At 74.0% G+C, this 21,715-nt stretch carries 2 protein-coding genes; both read right to left on the reverse strand.

Annotated features, from left to right (window positions below; all coding sequences use genetic code 11):
* Window positions 1-28: 28 nt before the first annotated feature.
* Window positions 29-15,220: a type I polyketide synthase gene (locus AB4K12_RS21235; RefSeq protein ID WP_368435685.1), complete on the reverse strand. Its 15,192-nt coding sequence runs from the start codon at window positions 15,218-15,220 to the stop codon at window positions 29-31.
* Between the two features lie 60 nt (window positions 15,221-15,280).
* On the reverse strand, window positions 15,281-21,715 hold the full coding sequence (locus AB4K12_RS21240; RefSeq protein WP_368435686.1) for an SDR family NAD(P)-dependent oxidoreductase: 6,435 nt from the start codon (window positions 21,713-21,715) through the stop codon (window positions 15,281-15,283).

The following is a 21,715-nucleotide window of genomic DNA, read 5'->3' on the forward strand; positions in this document are numbered from 1 at the left end:
TCCGTACTCAGGCCGTTTCGGAAATCGTTCAGAGTTCGCCGTCGCCCAGCGCCAGTTCGATGAGGTTGTCGACGTCCATCGACTCGATGGATCGCGACGCCTCGTCGGCGTCCGTACCGGCGGCGGGGGCAGGGGCAAGTGCCGGGTCGGCGGGGTTGCTGTCGCCCGCCAGACGCAGCAGGGCGTCCAGCAGCCCCGCCTCGCGCAGGCGGGCGAGCGGCAGGGCGGCGAGGGCCTGACGCACCCGTTCGTCGTCGCTCCCACCGGCGCCGGAGCCGTCGCCGGAGCCGTCGCGGCCGTTCTCCACGAGCAGGTCGGCAAGCAGCTGTTCGGTCAGGGCCAGCGGCGTGGGGTGGTCGAAGACCATGGTCATCGGGAGCTTCAGGCCCGTGACCGTGCCGAGCCGGTTGCGCAGTTCGACCGCCGTGAGCGAATCGAAGCCCAGCTCGCGGAACGCCCTGTCCGGCTCGACGGCGGCTGCCCCGGCGGCCCCCGTGTAGCCGAGCACGGCGGCCGCCTCGGCCCGTACGACCTCGAGCAGGGCCTCGCGCCGATCGTCCCGCGCGAGCCCGGCCAGACGCCGCGTCAGCTCCAGGACGCCGTCACCCGGCGCCTCGTCGTCACGGCCGGCCCCGGAGGCCAGCGCCGTACCCACCTCGGGCAGGTCGCCGAGCAGCGGACTGGGGCGGCCGATGGTGAACGACGGCGCGAACCGCGACCAGTCCACGTCCGCCACGACCACCGCCGTGTCGCCCCGGTCCATCGCGTTCTGCAGCGCGCCGACGGCCAGGTCCGGCGGCAGCGAGGGCAGGCCGCGCCGGCGCAGGTGCTCCTCCGCCCCGCCGTCGGCCGCCATGCCGCCCTCGGCCCACGGGCCCCAGGCGACGGCAGTCGCGGCCAGGCCGCGGGCCCGCCGCCGCTGCGCCAGCGAGTCGAGGAACGCGTTGGCCGCCGAGTACGCGGCCTGGCTGCCGCTGCCCCACACCCCGGACACCGACGAGAAGAGGACGAAGGCGTCCAGCGGCCGGTCGCCCAGCAGCTCGTCCAGGTGCACCGCACCCGCGACCTTGGCCGACACGACGGCGGCCAGCTCGGCCGTACCCGTGTCCATGATGGTCGCGAACTGCGGAAGCCCCGCCGCGTGGACGACCGCCGTCAGCCCGGGGCCGGTCTCCTCGAGCGAGCCGAGCAGCCCGGCGACCGCGCTCCTGTCGGCCACGTCGCACGCCACGACGGCGACCTTGGCCCCCAGGCCCTCGAGCTCCGCACGCAGTTCCGCCGCCCCCTCGGCGGCCTCGCCGCGTCGGCTGGTGAGCACCAGGCGCTCGGCGCCGTTACGGGCCAGCCAGCGGGCGGCATGGCCGCCCAGCGAGCCCGTACCGCCGGTGATCAGTACGGTCCCGCGCGGCCGCCACCCGCCGCCGGCGGCGGCCACCGTGCCGCGCGGTGCCCGCGCCAGCCGCCGTACGAGCACTCCCGAGCCGCGCACGGCGAGCTGGTCCTCGGCGGCGCCTGTTCCGGTATGGGCATCGGCATCGGCATCGGCATCGGCGAGCACGTCGACCAGGCGATTCAGGGCGCGCTCGTCCGGCACCCCCGGCAGGTCGATCAGTCCGCCCCAGCGCTGGGGAACTTCCAGCGCGGCCGCCCGGCCCATGCCCCAGACGAGACCCTGCAGCGGATTCTCGACGGGGTTCGAGCGGCCGGTCGACACGGCACCACGCGTGACGCACCACAGCGGGGTGGCCACGTCGAGGTCGCCCAGTGCCTGTACGAGCGCCATGGTCGCGGCCAGGCTCGCGGGCAGTCCGTCGTGGTCCGGGTGCGTCCCCTCGGCCAGCGCCAGGAGGGACACCACACCGGCCAAGGCCGTACCGCCCGGCACCGCCTCGCGCAGCATTTCCGCCACGGCCTCGCGGTCGCCGCCGGGCCCGCCGACGACCACGGGCGCGAGGGCATCGGCCCCCCGGTCGCCGAGGACACGGACGACGTCACGCGCCTCCTCCGACGCGCTGTCGGGTGCCACGACCAGCCATGCGCCCGAGAGCGCGGCGCCGGAGGCGAGTTCGGTCAGCGGCTTCCAGACGGGCTGGTAGCGCCAGCCGTCGAGCGTGGACCTCGTCCGGCTCTCGCGCCGCCACGCCGACAGCGCGGCGAACACCGAATCCGCGGACGCCTCGGCGTCGACGCCGAGGCGCTCGGCCAGCGCCTCGTGCCGCCCGTTCTCGACGGTCTCCCAGAACTCCGCCTCGGCGGCGTCGCCGGGCACGCCCGGCTGCCCGGTCGCGACGGTCTGAGTGGGGCGTGCGTTCTCGAGCCAGTAGCGCTGCCGCTGGAAGGGATACGTCGGCAGGTCGACAACACGAGCACCCCTCCCGGCCAAGACCGCGCTCCAGTCCACCGGGACACCAAGGACATGAAGCCGAGCCAGAGCCGTGGTGACGGAGCGACCTTCGGGGCGGTCGGCACGAAGCGCCGCGACAGCCGAAGCCGTCTCCACACTCTGCTGCGCCATCGCGGTCAGCACACCGCCGGGACCGACCTCGAGAAAGACCCCCGCACCCGCGGCGTCCAGCGCACGGACCGCATCGGAGAAACGGACCGTGTGCCGCACATGCCGCACCCAGTACTCCGGGTCACCCAGCTCATCGACCGTAACCAGCCGCCCGGTCAGGGCGGACACGAACGGGACCACCGGCGCGGAGTAGGTGACGCTCTCGGCGACCTTACGGAACGCCCCCAGCATCGGATCCATCAACGGCGAATGGAAAGCATGCGACACCGACAACCGCTTCGTCCGCCGACCACCAGCAGCCAGCAACCCACCGACCTCGATGACATCGTCCTCAGCCCCCGAGACGACCACAGAAGACGGACCATTGACCGCGGCGATGCCCACCCGGTCCTCGCGACCGGCGAGCAACGGAAGCACCTCCCCCTCCGACGCCTCCACCGCCAACATCAACCCACCCACAGGCAACGCCTGCATCAACCGACCACGCGCCGCTACGAGCGCGGCCGCGTCGGCAAGGGACAACACCCCAGCCACATGCGCGGCAGCCAGCTCGCCGATCGAATGCCCGGCCAGGAAATCAGGCCGCACACCCCACGACTCGAGGAGCCGGAACAACGCCACCTCAACGGCGAACAACGCCGGCTGAGTAAACCCGGTCTGGTTCAGCAGCTCGCCATCGTCACCGAACACCACATCCCGCAACGGACGCTCAAGATGCGCGTCCATGTGCGCGCACACCTCGTCGAAGGCGTCGGCGAAGACCGGGAAAGCGGCATACAACTCCCGCCCCATCCCCACCCGCTGACTCCCCTGCCCCGAGAACAGGAACGCCGTCCGAGCCGTCGATGCCCCGGCGACACCGCGTACGAGGTCCGGTGACGACTCACCGCGTCCCAGAGCATCCAGCCCGGAGAGCAGGGTGGCGCCGTCCTGTCCGACGATCACGGCCCGGTGCTCCATGGCCGTACGACTGACGGCGAGGGAGAGGGCGACGTCCTGCGGGCGCCGGTCCGCTACGTGGGCGAGGAGGTTACGGGCCTGTTCGCGCAGGGCGGCCTCGTCCTTGCCGGACACGGTCCACGCGGTGCAGCGCTCCGAGTCGCCCGCGTCCGCTTGCGCTTCCGCTTCCTTCGGAGCCGGTTCCTCGACGGGCGCCTCTTCGATGATGGTGTGGGCGTTGGTGCCGCTCACGCCGAAGGACGATACGGCCGCCCGGCGCGGCTGCCCGTCCGTAGCGGTCCACTCGACCGGCTCGGACAGCAGGCGCACGGCCCCGGCCGACCAGTCGACGTGGGGCGTCGGCTCGTCGACGTGCAGGGTCCTGGGCAGGAGGCCGTGGTGCAGGGCCAGCACGGTCTTGATCACGCTCGCCACGCCGGAGGCCGCCTGGGTGTGGCCGATGTTCGACTTCATCGAGCCCAGCCACAGGGGCCGGTCCCCCGGGCGCTCCTGCCCGTACGTGGCCAGCAGGGCCTGTGCCTCGATCGGGTCGCCCAGCGCGGTGCCGGTGCCGTGGGCCTCGACGGTGTCGATGTCGGCGGCGGTCAGTCCGGCGTTGGCGAGGGCCTGGCGGATGACGCGCTGCTGGGCGGGGCCGTTGGGGGCGGTGAGGCCGTTGGAGGCGCCGTCCTGGTTGACGGCGCTGCCGCGGACGACCGCGAGGACGGGGTGGCCGTTGCGCCGGGCGTCGGAGAGCCGCTCGACGAGCAGCATGCCGACGCCCTCGCCCCAGCCCGTGCCGTCGGCGGCCGCCGCGAACGGCTTGCAGCGGCCGTCGGCGGCGAGGCCGCGCTGGCGGCTGAACTCGACGAAGGCGTTGGGGCCGGCCATCACGGTCGCGCCGCCGACGAGGGCCATCTCGCATTCGCCCTGCCGCAGCGCCTGGGTGGCCAGGTGCAGCGCGACCAGCGACGACGAGCACGCCGTGTCCACCGTCACCGCCGGGCCCTCGAGCCCGAACGTGTAGGCGATGCGACCGGACATGACGCTTCCGGAGCTGCCGGTGAGCAGGTGCCCCTCGACTCCGTCGGGCAGTTCGCCGAGCCCGGCGCCGTAGCCCTGGTAGCCCGAGCCGATGAACACGCCCGTCCGCGATCCCTTGACGGCGGCCGGGGCGAGCCGGGCGCGCTCGAGGGCCTCCCAGGCGGTCTCCAGCAGCAGCCGCTGCTGCGGGTCCATGGCCAGCGCCTCGCGCGGCGAGATGCCGAAGAACCTGGGGTCGAAGTGGCCCGCGTCGTGCAGGAAGCCGCCTTCGTCGACGTACGTGGTGCCCGGCCGCTCGGGGTCCGGGTCGTACAGCGCCTCCAGGTCCCAGCCGCGGTCGGCCGGGAACGCGGAGACGGCGTCCACGTCGTCGGCGAGCAGCCGCCACAGTTCCTCCGGCGACCGTACTCCGCCGGGGAAGCGGCAGCTCATGGCGACGATGGCGACGGGCTCGTCGGCGACGGAACGGGCCGCCACGGCTTCGGCTTCGGCTTCGGCTTCGCCCGTCCGCGTGGCCCGGCCCGACACCTGGGTGGAGAGGAAGGCGGCGAGGTGGGCCGTGCTGGGGTGGTCGAAGACCAAGGTCGTCGGCAGTCGCAGCCCGGTGGCCGCGTTGAGCCGGTTGCGCAGTTCGACACCGGTGAGGGAGTCGAATCCCAGGTCCTTGAAGGCCCTTTCCGGGGCGACCGCCTCGGGGCCCGCGTGGCCGAGCGCCGTGGCGGCCTCGGTACGGACGAGGTCGAGCAGCACGCGGTCCCGTTCGGCCGGCGCCAGCCCGGCCAGCCGCTCGCCGAGGGCGGAGGTGGTGGTCGCGGCGTCGGGGGTGGCGGCGGCCAGGGCCTCCCGTACCTCCGGCAGATCGCCGAAGAGCGGGCTGGGCCGGGCGACGGTGAAGGCGGGCGCGAACCGCTCCCACAGCACGTCGGCCACGACCACGGCGGTCTCGTCGAGGTCCAGTGCCCGCTGGAGGGCGGCCGTCGCCGTCTCCGGGGCCATCGCGGGCAGCCCGCGCCGACGCAGATGCGACCGTGCCTCCTCGTCCCCGGCCATTCCGCCGTCGGCCCACGGCCCCCAGGCCACGGCCGTGCCCGCCAGCCCGCGGGCGCGCCGGCGTTCGGCCAGGCCGTCGAGGAAGGCGTTGGCGGCGGAGTAGGCGGCCTGGTTGCCGCTGCCCCACACGCCGGCGACGGACGAGAAGAGCACGAAGGCGTCCAGGGGCCGGTCGCCCAGCAGTTCGTCCAGGTGGGTCGCGCCCGCGACCTTCGCCGACACCACGTCGGCGAGGTCGGCGAGCCTCGTGTCGGGGAGGGGGGAGAACTGCGGCATGCCGGCGGCGTGCACCACCGCCGTCAGCGGCTCGTCGTCCTCCTCCAGCGTCCTGAGCAGAGCCGCCACGGCCGCCCGGTCGGCGGCGTCGCAGGCGACGAGCGTCACGCGGGCGCCCAGGTCCCGCAGGTCGGCGGCGAGTTCCTCGGCGCCGGGGGCCTCGGGTCCACGGCGGCCGGTGAGGACGAGGTGGCCGGCCCCGGCGCGGGCGAGGTGACGGGCCACGTGGGCGCCGAGGGCGCCCGTACCGCCGGTGATCAGCACGGTGCCGCGCGGCCGCCACGCCCGCTCGGCGGGCACGGCGCCGAAGGGCGCCCGGGTCAGCCGGCGTACGAACACCCCGGACGGCCGGACGGCGAGCTGGTCCTCGTCGCCCGCCGCGCCGCCCAGCACGGCCGCGAGACGGCGTGCCGAACGCTCGTCCAGCACCTCCGGCAGGTCGACCAGCCCGCCCCAGCGCTGCGCGTGTTCCAGCGCGGCCGCCCTGCCCAGGCCCCAGACCATCCCCTGGTACGGGCTCCGCGCGGCGTCCGAGCGCCCGACCGAGACCGCCCCGCTCGTGGCGCACCACAGCGGCGCGTCCACTCCCGCCTCGCCCAGCGCCTGGACGAGCACGGTGGTGAGGGCGAGGCCCAGGGGCAGGGACGTGTGCAGCGGGTGCGGGTCCTCGGCCCGGCCGAGCAGTGAAAGGACGTGCTCCGGTGCCGCCCAGCGGATGCGCTCGGCCAGCTCGGAGCGGTCGTCGTCAGCGCCTACGGTCAGCCGCATGACGTCGGCGCCGTGGGCGGACAGGACGCGCTCGATCGCGTCGGCGGCCGGGGATTCCTCCTCGTCCGTGGTGACGATCAGCCAGGTTCCCCGCGGCCCGGTCGCCTCCCGCAGGGCTGTCAGCGGCTTCCAGGTGACCCGGTAACGCAGGCTGTCGACGGCGGACTGCTTCCGCTGCCGGCGACGCCAGTCCGACAGCGCCGGCAGCACGGAGCTGAGCGGCGCCGCCTCGTCGACGGCCAGTTCCTCGGTGAGGGCGGCCAGGTCCTGCCGCTCCACGGACTCCCAGAAAATCCTCTCCGAGGGGTCCTGGGCATCCCCGGTGAGGGCGGCGGTCTCGCCGGAGGACGGCAGCAGCCAGTAGGGCTGGTGCCGGAAGGCGTACGTGGGCAGGTCGACGCGGCGGGCGCCCCGGCCGGCGAAGACGGCCGGCCAGTCGAGGGCGACGCCGTGGACGTGCAGCCGGGCCACGGCCGTCGTGACGGCGACGTCCTCCGGACGATCCGCGCGCAGGGCGGGGACGGCCGTCACGCTCGGTTCGTCGACGATGTCCTGGACCAGAGCGGCGAGAGCACCACCCGGACCGACCTCGAGGAAGGCGGTCACGCCTTCGCTGGCCAGCACCGAGACGGCGTCGGCGAAGCGGACGGCATGACGGACGTGCCGCACCCAGTACTCGGGGTCGCACACCTCGCCTTCCGTGACCAGACGGCCTGTGAGCGTGGAGACGATCGGGATGGCCGGGGCGGCGAAGGTCACGCCTTCAGCGACCGCCCGGAAGTCCGCGAGCATCGGCTCCATCAGCGGCGAATGGAAAGCGTGCGAGACGGCAAGGGCCTTCGTCCTACGGCCCTGAGCGGCGAGCTTGGCGGCCATCTCCGTGACAGCGCCCTCCGCACCGGACAGCACCACAGAGGTGGGCCCGTTGACGGCGGCGATGCCGACCCGGTCCTCGAAGCCGACGAGCAGCGGAAGGACCTCATCCTCCGACGCCTGCACCGCCACCATCACGCCACCGGCAGGCAGGGCCTGCATCAGACGCCCACGCGCCGCCACAAGCGCAGCCGCATCGGCCAGGGACAACACCCCGGCGACATGCGCGGCGGCCAGCTCACCGATCGAATGCCCGGCCAGGAAGTCCGGCCTTACACCCCAGGACTCGAGGAGACGGAACAACGCCACCTCAACGGCGAACAACGCCGGCTGAGTGAACCCGGTCTGATTCAGCAGCTCGCCATCGTCACCGAACACCACATCCCGCAACGAACGCTCAAGATGCGCGTCCAACTCCCCACACACCGCATCGAACGCCTCAGCGAACACCGGGAACGCGGCATACAACTCCCGCCCCATCCCCACCCGCTGACTCCCCTGCCCCGAGAACAACAGGCCGGTCTTGCCGTCCCTCGCGCCATCGCCACCGGCGTCGCCCCGGGCGGCCAGCGCCTCCAGCCCCCGCACCAGCTCCTCACGGTCCGTGCCCACCGCGAACCCGCGATACGGCAACGCACCACGCGTCGTAGCCAACGACAACGCCACATCCACCACATCAAGACCGGGATCAGCTTCCACGAACGACAACAGCCGCTCCGCCTGCCCCCGCAGCCCCTCCGCATCCTTACCCGACACCAACCACGGCACCGCGACACCAACGCCCGCACCGCGATCGTCACGCGCGTCGTCGGCCCGCGCCTCCTCCGGCGCCTGCTCGACGATGACGTGCGCGTTCGTCCCGCTCACACCGAACGACGACACACCCGCCCGACGCGGACGCCCGTCACCGTCCACCGCCCAGTCGACCGGCTCCGTCAGCAACCGCACCTCGCCCGCCGACCAATCCACATGCGGCGACGGGTCGTCCGCGTGCAGCGTCTTCGGCAGGACGCCGTGCCGCATGGCCTGGACCATCTTGATGATGCCCGCGACGCCCGCCGCGGCCTGGGTGTGCCCGAGGTTCGACTTGACGGTTCCCAGCCACAGCGGGTGGTCTTCGGGCCGCCCGTGCCCGTAGGCCTCGAGCAGTGCCTGGGCTTCGATCGGGTCGCCGAGCGTCGTTCCCGTGCCGTGTGCCTCGACCGCGTCGACGTCGGCGGCGGTCAGGCCGGCCGATGCCAGGGCCTGCCGGATCACCCGCTGCTGGGCGGGGCCGTTGGGGGCGGTAAGGCCGTTCGAGGCGCCGTCCTGGTTGAGGGCGCTGCCGCGTACGACCGCCAGCACCTGGTGTCCGTTGCGCCGGGCATCCGACAGCCGCTCCACGAGCAGCATGCCGACGCCCTCCGCGAGGCCGGTGCCGTCGGCGGTGGCCGAGAAGGCGCGGCAGCGGCCGTCCTGCGACAGGCCGCGCTGGCGGCTGAAGCCGATGAGCGCTCCGGGTGTCGACATGACGGTCACGCCGCCGGCCAGGGCCAGTTCGCACTCGCCCTGCCGCAGCGCCTGCGCCGCCAGGTGCAGAGCCACCAGCGACGACGAGCACGCCGTGTCCACGGTCACCGCCGGGCCCTCCAGCCCGAACGTGTAGGACAGCCGGCCGGATACGACGGATGCCGAGTTGGCGGTGAGCAGATGTCCTTCCATGCCCTCCGCGGCGCCGGCGGTGAGGCCGACGGCGTAGTCCTGGCCGTTGGTGCCGGCGAAGACGCCGGTGCGGGAGCCGCGCAGCGTCGCCGGGTCGATGCCGGCGCGTTCAAAGGCCTCCCAGGTGACCTCCAGCAGGAGCCGTTGCTGCGGGTCCATGGCCAGCGCTTCGCGCGGCGAGATGCCGAAGAAGTCCGGGTCGAAGTCGCCGGCGTCGTGGAGGAAGCCGCCTTCGCGGGTGTAGACGGTGCCGGGTGCGTCGGGGTCGGCGTCGTAGAGGGCGTCGAGGTCCCAGCCGCGGCCGGCCGGGAAGCCGGTGATGGCGTCGCCGCCGCTCGCGACGAGGTCCCACAGGTCCTCCGGGCTGCGGACGTCTCCGGGGAAGCGGCAGCTCATGCCGACGATGGCGATGGGCTCGTCGTGTCCGGCGGGGCGCCCTGGGGTGGCCGGTGGGGCCTCGGTGACCAGGGTGACGCGCCCGGCGCCGCCCGTGACCCGGTCCGAGAGGTGGGCGGCGAGGGCCGCGGGGGTGGGGTGGTCGAAGACGACGGTCGCGGGCAGCCTGGTGCCCACCGCCGTGCCGAGGCGGTTGCGGAGCTCCATGGCCGCCAGGGAGTCGAAGCCCAGTTCGCGGAAGGCGCGTCCGGGGTCGACGGCCGCCGGTTCGGCGTGGCCGAGCACGGCCGCGACCTGGGTGCGGACGAGCTTGAGGAGGGCCTCGCGGCGTTCCGCCGGAGGCAGCCCGGCCAGCCGCCGGGCCTCCTGCGGGGTCTCGTCGGTGGCCGCCGCTTCGGCGGCCCGGCGCAGCGGGGTCCTGACGAGTCCGCGCAGCAGGGCGGGTACCGTGCCGCTGGCCGTGTGCCGGCGCATGGCGGCCGGGTCCAGGCGTACGGGCGCGAGCACCGGGTCCTCGAGGGTGCGCGCGAGGTCGAGGAGGCGCAGGCCCTCGTCGGCGGTCAGCGGTATGAGCCCGGCGCGGGTCATCCGCCGCAGGTCGCCGGTCCCGAGGCGCGTCTGCTCGCCGCGCTCGTCCCACACGCCCCAGGCGAGCGAGGAGGCCGGCAGCCCGCTCGCCTTTCGGTGCTCGGCGAGGGCGTCGAGGAAGGCGTTGCCCGCCGCGTACGCGGCCTGGCCCGCGCCGCCGAGCGTGCCGGCGAAGGAGGAGAAGAGGACGAACGCGGCGAGGTGGTCCATGTGCCGCGTCAGTTCGTGGAGGTTCAGGGCCGCGTCGACCTTGGGGCGCAGCACCTGGTCGAGTTCGTCGGGGGCGAGGGAGGCGACGAGGCCGCCCGCGACGACGGCCGCGGCGTGGACGACGGCGGTGAGCGGGTGCTCCGCCGGTATGCCGGCGAGAAGTTCGGCCAGGGCCTCGCGGTCGGCGGCGTCGCAGGCGGCGATGGTGACGGTTTCGGCGCCGAGTGCGGTCGTCAGGTGCTCGCGCAGCGCGTCGGCGCCTTCGGTCGCGGGGCCACGGCGGCTGGTGAGGACGATGTGACGGATGCCGTGGGTGGTGACGAAGTGTTCGGCGACGAGCCGGCCCAGGGCGCCGGTGCCGCCGGTGATCAGGACGGTGCCGTTCGGATCGAGGGCCTGAGCCGGGATCCGGGCCCGGGTCTGCTCCTGGGCCCGGGCCTGCTCCTGGGCCTGGTCCTGCTCCTGGGCCTGGGCCTGGGCCTGGGCCTGGGGAGCGTGCCCGGCGGCGGGCACGCGGGCGAGCCTCGGTACGGACATCCGCCCGGCCCGCAGCGCGAACTGGGGCTCGCCCGTGGCCAGTGCGGCCGGCAGGAGGGCGTGGGAGTCCGCGTGGTCGTCGAGGTCCGCCAGGACCAGCCGGTCGGCGTGCTCGGACTGCGCCGAGCGGACCAGTCCCCACACGGGTGCGTGGGCGAGGCCGGCCAGAGCGTCGTCGCCGTCGTCCGCCGCGACCGCGCCCCGGGTGAGCAGGACGAGCCGGGAGGCCGCGCAGCGTTCGTCGGCGAGCCAGGAGCGGACGATGCCGAGGGTTTCGCGGGCGAGGGCCCGTACGGCCTCGGGGTCGCCGCCGTCGGCGCCGGGCACGGCGGCGACCACCACGTCGGGTACGGCTTCGTCCGCCGGCACGGGGAGGGTGGAGAGGAGGCCGGGCCGCAGGGCGCGCAGCGCCTCGGGGACGTCGTCGCCGAGAACGGCCCATCGTCCTTCCGGCGTCCGGGAGTTCACGGGCACGGGCAGGGGCACGGGAACGTGTAGGGCTGTCCAGTCCACCCGGTACAGCGCGTCGTGGTGGTCCGCGCGCGGGGAGCGGAGCTGCTCCTCGTCCACGGTGCGGAAGCTCAGCGTGCCCACGGAGGCCACGGCCCGGCCCGTCGCGTCGGCGGCGGTCACGGACACCGCGCCGGGGCCCGCCGGGCTGATGCGCACGCGCAGCTCCGACGCGCCGGTGGCGTGCAGGCGCACGTTCTCCCAGGAGAAGGCGAGCCGTCCGCCGTCGGTGTCCCCGAGCGGGCCGAAGCCGACGGCGTGCAGCGCGGCGTCCAGCAGTGCGGGGTGAAGGCCGAAGCGGGCGGCGTCGGTCCGGGCGTCCGGGGCGGCCGTGGGCAGGGCGACCTCGGCGTACACCTCGTCGCCGTGGCGCCAGGCGGCCCGCAGGCCCTGGAAGGCGGGCCCGTAGCCGAACGACCGCTCGGCGAGCAGGTCGTAGAAGCCGTCGAGGTCGACGGCCGTGATGCCCGCGTCGGCCGGAGGCCAGGCGGTGAGGTCCTCGGTCGCGTCCGTCTCCGCTGTGCCGCCCGTGGCCAGGGCGCCGGTGCCGTGGCAGGTCCACCCGTCGTCGTCGGCGGCCGCGTCGTCGGGCCGCGAGTAGATGCCGAAGGACCTGCGGCCGGAGTCGTCGGCCTGGCCGACGGAGACCTGGACGACCACTCCCGCGCCGTGCTCGGGGAGCAGCAGCGGTGCCTGGAGGGTGAGTTCCTCGAGCCGGTCGCAGCCGGCGTGGTCGCCGGCGCGGAGGGCGAGCTCGACGAAGGCCGTGCCCGGCAGCAGGACGTTGCCCATCACGACGTGGTCGGCGAGCCAGGGGTGGGTGTGGGTGGACAGCCGTCCGGTGAGCAGCAGGCCGTCGGAGTCGGCGAGGGTGACGACGGCGCCCAGCAGCGGGTGGTCGGCCGACCCCAGGCCGAGGCCGGTGGCGTCGCCGGCGGAGTGGGGGGCGTCGAGCCAGTAGCGCTGGTGCTGGAAGGCGTAGGTGGGCAGGGGCACGGTACGGGCGCCCGTACCGCCGAGGAGCGCGTGCCAGTCGAGGGCGACGCCGTGGGCGTGGGCCTCGGCGGCCGAGCGCAGGAACCGGCCCGGGCCTCCTTCGTCGCGGCGCAGCGTGCCCAGCGCGACGACCGTGGCGCCCATGTCGTCGAGGGTCTCCTGCATCCCCATGGTGAGCACGGGGTGGGCGCTGACCTCGACGAGCGCGCTGTGCCCGTCGGCGACCAGGGCTCGGGTGGCCTGCTCGAAGTGCACGGTCTGCCGCAGGCTGCGGTACCAGTACTCGGCGTCGAGCCGTGCGGTGTCCAGCGGCTGTCCGGTGACGGTGGAGTAGAACGGCACGTCGGACGAGCGCGGCGAGATGTCGGCGAGGGCGCCGAGGACGCGCTCGCGGACCGACTCGACCTGGGCGGAGTGGGAGGCGTAGTCGACGGCGATGACGCGGGCCCTGATGTCGTCGGCGGCGAGCACGTCGCGCAGTTCGGCCAGGGCGTCGGGGTCGCCGGACAGGACGATGGAGGTGGGGCTGTTGACGGCCGCCACGGACAGCCGGTCGCCCCACGGCTCCATGCGCGGGGAGAGTCGGTCCAGGGGCAGGCCCACGGACATCATGCCGCCGCGCCCGGAGAGCGCGGTCAGGGCCTGGCTGCGCAGCGCCACGACCTTCGCCGCGTCCTCCAGCGACAGTGCTCCCACCACGCACGCGGCGGCGATCTCGCCCTGGCTGTGCCCGGCCACGGCGGCCGGCCGCACGCCGTACGAGCGCCACAGCTCGGCCAGGGAGACCATCACCGCCCACAGCACCGGCTGAACGACGTCGACCCGGTCGAGCCCGGGCGCGCCGGGAGCCGCGCGCAGGACGTCCTCCAGCGACCAGTCGACGTGCGGTGCCAGCGCGTCCGCGCACTGCCGGATGCGCTCGCGGAAGACGGGCGAGGCGTCGAGGAGTCCGAGCGCCATGCCGGGCCACTGGGAGCCCTGCCCGGGGAAGACGAAGGCGACCTGGCGGGCGTGTTCGGCGGTGCCGCGCACCACGGTGGCAGGGTCGGGCTCGCCGGCGGCGAGCGTGGCCAGGGATGCCTCGAGCCCGGCCCGGTCGGCGGCCAGGAGGACGGCGCGGTGGGCGAAGGCGGTGCGGGTGGTGGCGAGCGAGCGGGCGATGTCGGCGGCGTCGAGGCCGGGGTGTGCGGCGAGGTACGAACTCAGGCGCCCCGCCTGGGCGATGAGGGCGGCCTCGCCCTTGCCCGACAGGGCCCAGGGGATGAGGGGCAGGGGCGTTCCGGCGGCCTCTTCGCCGGGGCTGTCGACTTCGCCGGGGCCGTCGACGTGGGCCGCCGCCGGCGTGGCCTCCTCGGTCTGTTCGGTGTGCTCGGTCTGTTCGGTGTGCTCGATCTGTTCGGTGTGCTCGATCTGCTCCGCCTGCGCGGTCTCTTCCGCCTGTTCGATGAGTACGTGCGCGTTGGTGCCGCTGACGCCGAAGGCGGACACGCCCGCGCGCCGGGGCCGGCCGGTCTCGGGCCAGGCGGTCTGCCGTGTCAGCAGGGACACCGCCCCCGTCGACCAGTCGACGTGCGGCGTCGGCTCGTCGACGTGGAGGGTGCGGGGCAGCACGCCGTTCCGCAGGGCCTGGACCATCTTGATGACACCGGCGACACCGGCGGCGGCCTGGGTGTGTCCGAGGTTCGACTTGACCGAGCCGAGCCACAGCGGCCGGTCGGCGGGGCGCTCCTGCCCGTAGGCGGCCAGCAGGGCGTCGGCCTCGATGGGGTCACCGAGCGCGGTGCCGGTGCCGTGCGCCTCGACCACGTCGATGTCGGACGGGGACAGCCTGGCGTTGGCCAGGGCCTGGTGGATGACGCGCTGCTGGGAGGGCCCGTTGGGGGCGGTCAGGCCGTTGCTCGCACCGTCCTGGTTGACCGCGCTTCCCCGTACGACCGCCAGGACGGGGTGGCCGTTGCGCCGTGCGTCGGAGAGCCGCTCCACGAGCAGCACGCCGACGCCCTCGGACCAGCCGGTGCCGTCCGCCGAGGAGGAGAACGCCCGGCACCGCCCGTCCGCGGACAGTCCGCGCTGGCGGCTGAACTCCACGAACGTCGTCGGCCCGGCCATCACGGTCACGCCGCCGGCCAGCGCCAGCTCGCACTCGCCCTGCCGCAGCGCCTGCACGGCCAGGTGCAGCGCGACCAGCGACGACGAGCATGCCGTGTCGATCGTCACCGCCGGGCCCTCCAGGCCCAGCGTGTAGGCGACGCGGCCCGAGACGACGCTTCCGGAGTTGCCGGTGCTGACGTATCCCTCGATGCCCTCGGGTATGCCGGGGAGCCGGGAGACGTAGTCGTGGTACATGACGCCCGCGAACACGCCGGTGCGGCTGCCGCGCAGCGACGCCGGGTCGATCTCGGCGCGCTCGACGGCTTCCCACGAGGCCTCCAGCAGCAAGCGCTGCTGAGGGTCCATGGCCAGGGCCTCGCGGGGGCCGATGCCGAAGAACGCCGCGTCGAAGTCGCCCGCGTCGTGGAGGAAGCCGCCCCCTCGCGCGTACGTCGTTCCCGGGGTCTCGGGGTCGGGGTCGTAGAGCGCCTCGAGGTCCCAGCCGCGGTCGGCCGGGAACGCGGAGATCGCGTCGCGGCCTTCCGTGACGAGGCTCCACAGCTCCTCGGGGGAGCTGACGCCGCCGGGGAAGCGGCAGCTCATACCCACGACGGCGATGGGCTCGTGGTTCTTGCTCTCCACCTCGCGCAGGCGCTGACGTGCGTGGCGCAGATCGACAGTGGCACGCTTGAGGTAGTCCCGGAGCTTGTTCGCGTCAGTCGTCATCTGAATTCTGTTCCTCAATGCCAAGGGAATTCGTGCTGCCGATCGGTGGCCATTCGGTGGTCATTCGGTGGTGCCGAGCTCGTTGTCGAGGAGCTCGAAGAGCTCCTCGTCGGTGGCGTCCTCGACCGCGGCCGCGTCCGATTCCGCGCCGGACGACGCGGTGCCGGTGGTGCCGAGGCCGGCGTCGGTTTCGGTGCCCGTGCCGCCGTGGTCGCGGCTCGCGTCGTTCCACTTCGCGAGCAGCACTTCGAGGCGCAGGGCGACCGTGGCGCGCAGCCCCTTGTCGATCTTGTCGCCCCTGTCACCCTTGCCGCTCTTGTCACCCTTGTCGCCCTTGTCGCCCCGTCCACGCCGCGAGTTGATGAGCGCGGCTTCGAGGCGGTCGATCTCGGCGAGGAGGGAGGGGGCGCCGGCGTCCGCGCCGTCGGCCGGCAGTTCGGCGTCGAGGTGCTCGGCGAGAGCGGTGGGCGTCGGATAGTCGAACAACAGGCCTGCGGGCAGGCGCAGTCCGGTGGCGGCCCCGAGGCGGTTGCGCAGCTCGACCGCCGTCAGCGAGTCGAAGCCGAGGTCGCGGAACGCCTGCCCGGCGCCGACCGCCTCGGACGAGGCGTGCCCCAGCACGGCGGCGACCTCGCCCCGGACCGTGGCCAGCAGGATCCTGCGGCGCTTCTCCCCCGACGCGCCCGCCAGTTGCCGCTCGAGCGAGGAGGAGGCGGGCAGCGCCCCGGCCGCCGCCCTGCGTGCGGTGGCCGGCACCAGTCCGAGCAGGAGAGCGGGCAGGGGTGACGCCGCCGCCCGGGCGCGCAGCGCGGCGAGGTTCAGCCGGACCGGTACGTACACGCCGCCGTCCGCCGCGGCCGCCGCGTCGAAGAGCGCGAGCCCCTCGTCGGCCGGCAGCGGGGCGACGCCGCCGCGCGCCATGCGCGCGAGCGCCTCGGTGTCGGCCTCGCCCAGCATCCCCTCGGCACCGGTCGCCCAGGGCCCCCAGGCGAGCGAGGTGCCCGCCTGCCCAGCAGCTCGGCGCCGCTGCGCCAAGGCGTCGAGATAGGCGTTGGCGGCGGCGTAGTTGGCCTGACCGGCGTTGCCGAAGGTACCGGCGAGGGAGGAGAACAGGACGAAGAGGGAGAGGCGGGCGTGACGGGTGAGCTCGTCCAGGTGGCGGGCGGCGTCCGCCTTGGGCCGGAAGACCCGGTCCAGACGCTCGGGCGTCAGCGCGTCGACGAGCCCGTCGTCCAGGACGCCGGCCGCGTGCACCACGCCCGTCAGCGGATGCTCGGCCGGTACGCCCTCCAGCAGGGCGGCGAGCGCGTCCCGGTCGGCTGCGTCGCAGGCCACCGTCGTCACCCGGGCGCCCAGCGCCGTCAGTTCGGCCTCGAACGCGCCCGCCCCCTCGGCGTCCGGCCCCCGCCTGCTGGTGAGCAGCAGGTGCCGCGCGCCGTGGACGGACACCAGATGCCGCGCGACGAGCCGGCCCAGGGCGCCGGTCGCGCCGGTCACCAGAACGGTGCCCTCCGGGTCGAGCGACAAGGGCGTAGGAGACGCGTCGGCGGTCGCCCGGGCAAGCCGTGGCACGAACAGCCGGTCGCCACGGAGCGCCACCTGAGGCTCGCCGGCTGCCAGCGCCGCCGGCAGGCCGGTGGCCGGATCGGCACCCTCGCCCACGTCGACCAGGACGAAACGGTCCGGGTGCTCGGACTGCGCCGCGCGGACCAGGCCCCACACGGCGGCCATCTCGGGATCCACCGTCGCGGCGTCGGCGGCGCCCGTCGCGACGGCGTTACGGGTGACCACGACGAGGCGGGCGTCATCGCCCGCGGTGCCGACGGCAGCGGACTCCGCCTCCGCCGGCACATCCTGGAGGAGGGCCAGCGCACGCGCCACGGGCCGCGCGCCCGCGGCGGGCACAGGCCGCGGCTCGAGGCCCCGGGCGCGCAGAGCGTCGACGAGCGCGGTGTGGGGCACGGGGTGGTCGTCGAGGCCGCTTTCGCCGACGCCGAGGTACGCCCAGTAGCCCGCGGTAGGCCCGGAAGGTGCCGGGAGCGCCGGCACGGGAGTCCAGTCGACGCGGTAGAGCGACTCCTGGCGGCCGCCGCGCGCCGCGGCGAGCTGCTCGGCCGAGACCGGGCGCAGCACGAGCGAACCGACCGACGCCACGGGCCGCCCGGTGACGTCCGCGACCTGCAGCGACACGGCGTCCTCCCCACCCGCCGCCAGCCTGACGCGCACGGCGGTGGCGCCGGTGGCGTACACCCGCACGCCGTGCCACGAGAACGGCACCCGCGCCTGACCGGTGTCGGGCAACAGCCCGCCGAGCGCGATGACATGCAGCGCCGCGTCGAGCAGTGCCGGGTGGACGCCGAAGCCGGCGACGTCGACGGGGCCGGTGCCCGAAGAGGTGCCGGTGACGGCCTCGGGCAGGGCCAGCTCCGCGAAGAGCACGTCCCCCTGACGCCAGGCCGCCCGTACGCCCCGGAAGACGGGTCCGTAGTCCAGGCCGAGCCCGGACATACGCTCGTAGAGCTCCTCGACAGCCCCGTCCGCCAGCGGAGTCGCGCCGGCCGGCGGCCACTGCGCGAGGTCGTCGGACGATTCATCTGAGGCGGAGGACGGCGTGGCGGAGACCGTGCCCATGGCGTGCGTGGTCCACAGCTCGCCCGCTGCCGCGCCCTCCCGACGGGAGTACACCGTCACCGCACGACGGCCGTCGTCGTCGGCACCGGCGATGAGCACCTGAAGCTGGACCCCGGTGTCCTCCGGGAGTACGAGCGGCGCCCGCAGCGTCAACTCGTCCAGATGGTCGCAACCGACCTGCCCCCCGGCGTGCAGTACGAGGTCCACGAGGGCTGTGCCGGGCAGCAGGACGCTGCCCAGGACGACATGCTCGGCCAGCCACGGGTGCGTGGCCGCCGACAGGCGCCCGGTGAACAGCACACCTTCGCCGTCGGCCAGGCCGACCGCCGCGCCGAGAAGCGCGTGACCGGCCGCCTCCAGACCCGCCGACGCCATGTCGCCGGCGACGGGGCGTGCGTTCTCGAGCCAGTAGCGCTGCCGCTGGAAGGGATACGTCGGCAGGTCGACAACACGAGCACCCCTCCCGGCGAAGACCGCGCTCCAGTCCACCGGGACACCAAGGACATGAAGCCGAGCCAGAGCCGTGGTGACGGACAGACTCTCGGGGCGGTCCGCACGAAGAGCCGCGACAGCCGCAGCCGTCTCCACACTCTGCTGCGCCATCGCGGTCAGCACACCGCCAGGACCGACCTCGAGAAAGACCCCCGCACCCGCGGCATCCAGCGCACGGACCGCATCGGAGAAACGGACCGTGTCCCGCACATGCCGCACCCAGTACTCCGGATCACCCAGCTCATCGACCGTGACCAGCCGCCCGGTCAAAGCAGACACGAACGGGACGACCGGCGCCGAGTAGGTGACACTCTCGGCGACCTTACGGAACGCCCCCAGCATCGGATCCATCAACGGCGAATGGAAAGCATGCGACACCGACAACCGCTTCGTCCGCCGACCACCAGCAGCCAGCAAACCGCCGACCTCGATGACATCATCCTCAGCCCCCGAGACGACCACAGAGGACGGACCATTGACCGCGGCGATCCCGAGCGCATCCTCACGCCCCTCCAGCAACGGAAGCACCTCGCCCTCCGACGCCTCCACCGCCAACATCAACCCACCCACAGGCAACGCCTGCATCAACCGACCACGCGCCACCACAAGCACAGCCGCATCAGCAAGGGACAACACCCCAGCCACATGCGCGGCAGCCAACTCACCCACCGAATGCCCGGCCAGGAAGTCCGGCCGTACACCCCAAGACTCGAGGAGACGGAACAACGCCACCTCGACGGCGAACAACGCCGGCTGCGTAAACCCGGTCTGATTCAGCAGCTCGTCCGCATCCTCGCCGAACACCACATCCCGCAACGGACGCTCAAGATGCGCATCAAGCTCCCCGCACACCGCGTCAAAGGCATCAGCGAACACAGGGAACGCGGCATACAACTCCCGCCCCATCCCCACCCGCTGACTCCCCTGCCCCGAGAACAGGAACGCGGTCTTCCCGCCCTCTGCGGGCCCGTCGTGCGTGACGGTCACGGTGGACGGCTCGCCGCCGGCCAGAGCACTCAGGCCCGCCAGCAGTTCCGTGCGGTCGGTCGCCACGACCGCCGACCGGTGATCCAGGGCGGCCCGGGCGGTGGCCAGTGAGTACGCCACGTCCTCGGCGGCGAGTTCCTCGTGGGACCGTAGGTGGGCGAGGAGGCGTGCGGCCTGGTCGCGCAGGGCTTCGGGGGTCTTCGCGGACAGCAGCCATGCGGCCGCCGCGCCCGAAGGGGCGGTGGTACGGACGGGCTCGGTGTTCTCCGGCTGCTCCGGCGCCTGTTCGATGATGACGTGGGCGTTGGTGCCGCTGAAGCCGAAGGAGGAGACGCCCGCGCGTCGCGGATGCCCGTTCTCGGCCCACTCGACGGGTTCCGTGAGCAGGCGTACGGTGCCCGTCGACCAGTCGACGTGCGGCGAGGGCTCGTCGGCGTGCAGCGTCCTGGGCAGTACCCCGTGGCGTATCGCCTCGACCATCTTGATGATGCCGCCGACGCCGGCCGCCGCCTGCGTGTGCCCGATGTTCGACTTGAGCGAGCCCAGCCACAACGGCCGGTCCTCCGGCCGCTGCCGTCCGTACGTGGCCAGCAGCGCGGACGCCTCGATCGGATCGCCCAGCGTCGTGCCCGTGCCGTGCGCCTCGACCGCGTCGACGTCGGCGGCGGTCAGGCCGGCGGTGGCGAGGGCCTGCTGGATGACGCGCTCTTGCGACGGCCCGTTGGGGGCGGTCAGGCCGTTCGACGCGCCGTCCTGGTTGACGGCGCTGCCGCGTACGACCGCCAGCACGGGGTGGCCGTTGCGCCGTGCATCCGACAGCCGCTCCACGAGCAGCATGCCCGCGCCCTCGGACCAGCCCGTGCCGTCGGCCGCGGCGGAGAACGCCTTGCAGCGGCCGTCGGCGGCCAGCCCGCGCTGGCGGCTGAACTCCACGAAGGCGCCCGGGCCCGCCATCACGGTCACACCGCCGGCCAACGCCATCTCGCACTCCCCCTGGCGCAGCGCCTGCGCCGCCAGGTGCAGAGCCACCAGGGAGGACGAGCACGCCGTGTCCACGGTCACCGCCGGGCCCTCGAGCCCGAACGTGTAGGACAGTCGGCCCGAGATGACGCTGCCGGAGTTGCCCGTACCGAGAAAGCCCTCGACGCCCTCGGGAACGGCCTGCAGGGAGGAGGCGTACTCGTGGTACATCACCCCGGCGAAGACGCCGGTTCGCGAGCCGCGCAGCGTCGCCGGGTCGATGCCGGCGCGCTCGAACGCCTCCCACGACGTCTCGAGCAGCAACCGCTGCTGCGGGTCCATCGCCAGCGCCTCGCGCGGCGAGATGCCGAAGAAGGCCGCGTCGAAGTCACCGGCGTCGTAGAGGAAGCCGCCCTTGTGGGTGTTGCTTGTGCCGGCCTTGCCGGAAGCCCCTTCGGACCCACCGGCCTCTTCCGCCCCTTGCGCAAGCAGATCGAGGTCCCAGCCCCGGTCGACGGGGAAGTCGGAGATGGCGTCGGTTCCGGAGGTGAGCAGCTGCCACAGCTCCTCGGGGGTCCGTACGCCGCCCGGGTAGCGGCAGCTCATCGCGACGATGGCGATGGGCTCGTCGCTGACGCGGGCGACGGCGGCGTGCGGGGCACGAGCTGCGCTGTCGCGCCGCGAGCCGGTGAGTTCGGCGCGCAGATGGCGGGCGAGGGCGTCGGGGGTGGGGTGGTCGAAGACGAGGCCGGCCGGCAGCCGCACGCCGGTGGCGGAGCCGAGGCGGTTGCGGAGTTCGACGGCGGTCAGGGAGTCGAAGCCCAGCTCGCGGAAGGGCTGCGTCGCCTTGACGGATTCGGGGCGCCCGTGTCCGAGGACGGCGGCCGCGTGCGTACGGACCAGGTCCACGAGCAGCTCGTGACGGCGGTCCTCCGGGAGTCCGTCCAGCCGGCGCACCAGCTCCGCGACCGCACCGCCGCCCGCAGCCGCCACCGCTGTCGTTGCCGCTTCGGCGCGGCGTACGGGCGCGGGGAGCAGACCCGAGAGCAGGGGCGGAAGCTCGCCGGAGCGCCCCTGCTCGCGTAAAGCCCGCATGTCCCACTGCACGGGGACGAGCACGGCCTCGCCGGGCACGCGGAGGGCACGGTCGAGGAGGGCCAGGCCGGTCGTGGAGTCCAGGGCCCGCATGCCCGAGCGGGTGATGCGGTGCTGGTCCGCCGCCCCCAGCGCACTGGTCAGTGTGCTGGTCTCGGCCCACAGCCCCCAGGCCAGCGACAGCGCCGCAAGACCCTCGGCCCGCCGCTGCTCGGCCAAAGCGTCAAGGAAAGCATTCGCCGCCGCGTAATTGCCCTGCCCCGCACTACCGAACACACCAGCAGCCGAGGAGAACAACACGAACGCCGACAAGTCCATGTCCCGCGTCAG

Origin of the sequence: Streptomyces sp. C36, from assembly GCF_040932295.1 — a bacterium.
In the GTDB taxonomy this organism is placed as follows: domain Bacteria; phylum Actinomycetota; class Actinomycetes; order Streptomycetales; family Streptomycetaceae; genus Streptomyces; species Streptomyces triculaminicus.